The following is a 3360-nucleotide window of genomic DNA, read 5'->3' on the forward strand; positions in this document are numbered from 1 at the left end:
CTGCCTTAGCTTCTTCGACAGCAGTTCGTTCTCCCACACTACGTTTCGCATGTGCGATGAGCTGAGCGGCCTTCTCTATTCCCGTAGAACCCCCAGCGCGCTGCATATGGACTCGCCAAGCATCGATGATGTCCCGAACCGTATACGTCTCCAAATCTCGTGGGCAAGGGATTGTCTTGAGGGTCGCCAATGACCGCTTACAGGTCCAATCTTTGAATACGGATGGATATTCAGGAAAACGGATGTCCAGCCAACGCACAATCCGGTTCTGCAGTCGAACACTGTTCGCGACCCAGAATTCTCGATCACTCATTATGGTCCGTAAGCGTTGAAACACAAGCGATTGACGTGTGTACTCGTAGTAGAATCCCCGACTGACAGAGTCTGCGATGACAAGAGCATCTTTGGGATCATTTTTTGATGGACTGTTATCCCGGTTTTCTTTGTTTCTCTTGGTCGTAGCAGGGTTAACCATGACCACGTGTAATCCCTTATCTGCTAACCAGTTGGCCAGGTTAAACCAGTAATGACCGGTTGGTTCCATGCCGATGATGAGCTTCTTTAATCGGTGTTTCTGCTGAAATTCGATCATCCAGCGGCTTAATTTTTCAAAACCTTCGATAGAATTCGAAAACGAGAGATGCCGTTTTGATACCACGATGCCTCGAAAATTCGTAGCCTGTGCCACATGCGTTTCTTTGGCCATATCGATCCCTACGACTAGATGTGAGGTGGTAATTTGCTCAATCCGTTGATTTTGTGCGTCTGATTGCTTAAACTTCATAGTAAGAGCGCCCCCTTGATGTGTTGTCGACAAACCCATCATACCGAGGCGCTCCCTTTTTTACAAAGGCTATTTCTTAGCCTCAACAGGAATGTTTAGCGTTAGGCAACCGGTTAGTATCGGCTGCCTCGTTATTGTCTGTATCAAGAGTCGTACTACCCTATGCAATAGCCCATCTTTATATGAAATAGATTGCTGTCTAATAATTAAAAGACATCTATCCATGCCCTTAATAGATAAAAGTCATACTATACAGCAATTCAAATGGAGGTGCTGTTATTGGGTTGTCCTGCGGTAAAACCAAAAATAAGCTGCCGATACGCAAACCAACGTAAATGCATCGGTCCTACTCAAAAAACTAAATTGACTTTTCAATTGGGAGGTGCTTAGCTTGTGGCTTAATCGTACCCATATCACAAATCTAAGGTCTTCAGGTTTAAGAAAACAGGCATTGAAAAAGAAATGTATCGTCACAAAGAACATACGTATTCCCATTGAATTGCAGTTGAATAATACTAGTACCTGCAGAAGAAAAGATTGTATAAAGAAAACCATTATGGTGTGTCCTCCGAAGAGAAGAAAAAAATGTAGCAAGGTGATCTTAAACAAGAAAAAGTGTAAACGTGCTTGTGTGCGACCACAAATTAATGTATCGGCTCCGCAGGGCATACCAGGACCTGCCGGACCGCAAGGCATACAAGGACCCCCGGGTCCTCCTGGACCGGTCTTCGTCCCTAATATCGTCATTTTGCCAATTGCTCAAAGGTATTTTTATCTAGCAACCTCCGATATTCAGTCTCTTGTAACGATTCCAGCTCAAGAATTCATGAACGATGAGGGAACCTTGATAACGGCGTTTACAACCAACGGACCAAATAGCTATAGCAATCTTTACATCAATGGGATCTTACAAGAAGGTAGCCTGTACGACTTAAATGAAAGCGCCTTGACCATTCATGTCAACAATCAAACGATCTTCTCAGGTACGCCGATTATTCTCGAAAGCATTCAATTTTTTGCTCGCCTAACCTCTTAAAATGTGCAAAGTAACCCATCATTCGCACTTCCCTTTAGTAGAGCTCGGCCATTTACTAATAGAGAAGAAGTGAGGTGATATCAATGCCAGTTACAAAACCCCTTATGGCTGCCCGGAGATTTACGGCTACGGCAGGAGACGGAGCTGGCGTTGGCGCTGCATATAATATTCTTGCCACCGCCACAACCAATGACCAGGGTGCCCCTGCCACGGCCTTTCCTACTGTACCGACATGTTACAACCTGTATATCAATGCGCAGATCCAAATGGCAGATACTTCAACAGTGACCACCACGGCGATCACCATTCCTGATGGTGACACGCTTGATCCGGCGACTCCGATTGTAATCGAATTTGTAGTAAACTAATCCTCATCATTGACGCGATGCCGACAAATCTGCTTGGTTTGATTTGTTGTCATTGTACATATCTACCAGACACCCACCTAAGAAAGGAAGTGAATCGAATTGGCGATTATTCTCCCTATCTCACCCCCCATCATTTCCGGAATTGTTTATAATCTAAGCCCTCAAACTGTTCCGATAGAGGCAGATGTTATTTTTGATACGAACGGAACTCTTTCTTCTGGAATCACGCATGACCCCGGAACTGCCCAGCTTGCGGTTAGCAATTCGGGCAAGTACGAGGTTACTTTTACCGTAACGTGCGTAGAACCTAACCAATTCGCCTTATTTGTAAATGGCGTCCAGGCACTGGGAACCGTATATGGATCAGGTGCCGGCACTCAGCAAAACCATGGGCAGGCATTAATCCTTCTAGTCGCAGGCGATGTTCTTACGCTGCGGAATCATAGTTCAGCTGCTGCGGTTGGTCTTCAGACTTTGGCCGGCGGCACACAAACTAACGTAAACGCTTCTGTGATTATCAAAAAATTAAGTTAGTTAAGTTATTAATCATATGGCGTTAGCGTACGGAATTCGGTTCGAAGACTTGAAACCTTAGGCTATAACGTTACAATTTCAGAAGTCTCCTGATCAACGGTTCATCAATATCCTAGGCGCTGCACATTTTAAAAAAATGAATGACTGCGTCTTCTTAAGTATTGTCTTTTTTTAAGTAACTGCGAAATGAATTTTCATGGTAGTTAAGAGCAGCAACAAGTAGTTAAGCTATAAATTAAAGAAATTTGACCCAGGCATGACCTTCTGGAAATTGCCGGTTTAAAGAAGATTTCGAGTCTGTAAAATACTTTGTGTAAACTCCAAAACCTATTAAAATGGTAGTATACGAAAGGTTGGGGACTACACATGGGGTTATGGACGAAGCAGCAGCTCCGGGATTTCATTAAAGAGAACAAGTTGGTATCCGCACAGGATGCTCAAAATGCCCTGAAAGATCTGTTTGCCGAGACGCTGCAAGAGATGCTGGAGGGTGAGATGGATGCTCATTTGGGCTATCAGAAACATGACATGCAGAATAAGCAGACGACCAACAGCCGCAATGGCAAGAGCAAGAAAACCATTACTAGCGAGTATGGAGAGCAGCAACTCTCTATTCCTCGTGACCGTGAGGGCGAATT

Annotated in this window: 4 protein-coding genes and 1 pseudogene; 4 read left to right on the plus strand and 1 reads right to left on the minus strand. The window is 44.4% G+C overall.

Annotated features, from left to right (window positions below; all coding sequences use genetic code 11):
- Window positions 1-784: IS110 family transposase (locus ACFPYJ_RS10475; protein WP_379188084.1), on the minus strand; the 784-nt coding region annotated here is incomplete at its 3' end.
- A gap of 391 nt (window positions 785-1175) precedes the next feature.
- On the opposite strand from ACFPYJ_RS10475, the gene ACFPYJ_RS10480 reads away from it, so the two are divergent.
- The 4 genes and pseudogenes from ACFPYJ_RS10480 to ACFPYJ_RS10495 all read left to right on the plus strand — a co-directional run.
- Window positions 1176-1820 (plus strand): DUF4183 domain-containing protein, encoded by a 645-nt coding sequence (locus ACFPYJ_RS10480; RefSeq protein ID WP_379188085.1) that lies wholly within the window; start codon window positions 1176-1178, stop codon window positions 1818-1820.
- 83 nt (window positions 1821-1903) lie between these two features.
- On the plus strand, window positions 1904-2188 hold the full coding sequence (locus ACFPYJ_RS10485; RefSeq protein ID WP_379188086.1) for a DUF4183 domain-containing protein: 285 nt from the start codon (window positions 1904-1906) through the stop codon (window positions 2186-2188).
- A gap of 138 nt (window positions 2189-2326) precedes the next feature.
- Window positions 2327-2722, plus strand: a pseudogene (locus ACFPYJ_RS10490) (BclA C-terminal domain-containing protein); the annotation flags it as partial.
- Between the two features lie 366 nt (window positions 2723-3088).
- On the plus strand, window positions 3089-3360 hold a 272-nt coding region (locus ACFPYJ_RS10495), incomplete at its 3' end, for a transposase (protein WP_379188126.1).

This window comes from Paenibacillus solisilvae (genome assembly GCF_042656405.1).
GTDB lineage: Bacteria > Bacillota > Bacilli > Paenibacillales > Paenibacillaceae > Paenibacillus_Z > Paenibacillus_Z solisilvae.

Excerpts from the sequence above, each read along its gene's own strand:
- ACFPYJ_RS10485 (WP_379188086.1), top strand. The coding sequence starts at position 1,904 with ATGCCAGTTACAAAACCCCTTATGGCTGCCCGGAGATTTACGGCTACG.